Genomic DNA, 481 nt, shown 5'->3' on the forward strand with positions numbered 1-481 from the left:
AACTTGTTTTTTGTGTTGTGCCGTTTTTCAGCGGCGACTTTTATAATATATCACATACTCAACAAAAGAACAAGAGTTTTTTTGTTGTTTTCTTTTTCATAAAATCCTATACCCTTTATGTTTTGAGCATATAACATCTTATCATGAGCATAAATCAAATTCAATACCAAAATATCATCCGAGTATAGTCAAGCTTTTAACAGTATATCATCCATGACAGTACAGAACTTTGTAACAGCCACAAAGCCGAAGTATTTCTGCTCTGGATTCCAAAATTTTATCCATGAAAAATCCCCCTATGGTTAATAGTGAAAGCGCCAGTATAGCATTAGATCCTTTCACACTGTCATCTATAAGGGGATAGCCTTGTAATTAACGTTTCTTTACTTAATTATCTGCTATTTTGAAATTTATTCTTTTTTTTATCTCGACATCATTAGAATAATTATTTCAAGGGTGTTGATTATCCAGTATAATCCAG

Origin of the sequence: Aneurinibacillus aneurinilyticus ATCC 12856 (assembly GCF_000466385.1) — a bacterium.
GTDB lineage: Bacteria > Bacillota > Bacilli > Aneurinibacillales > Aneurinibacillaceae > Aneurinibacillus > Aneurinibacillus aneurinilyticus.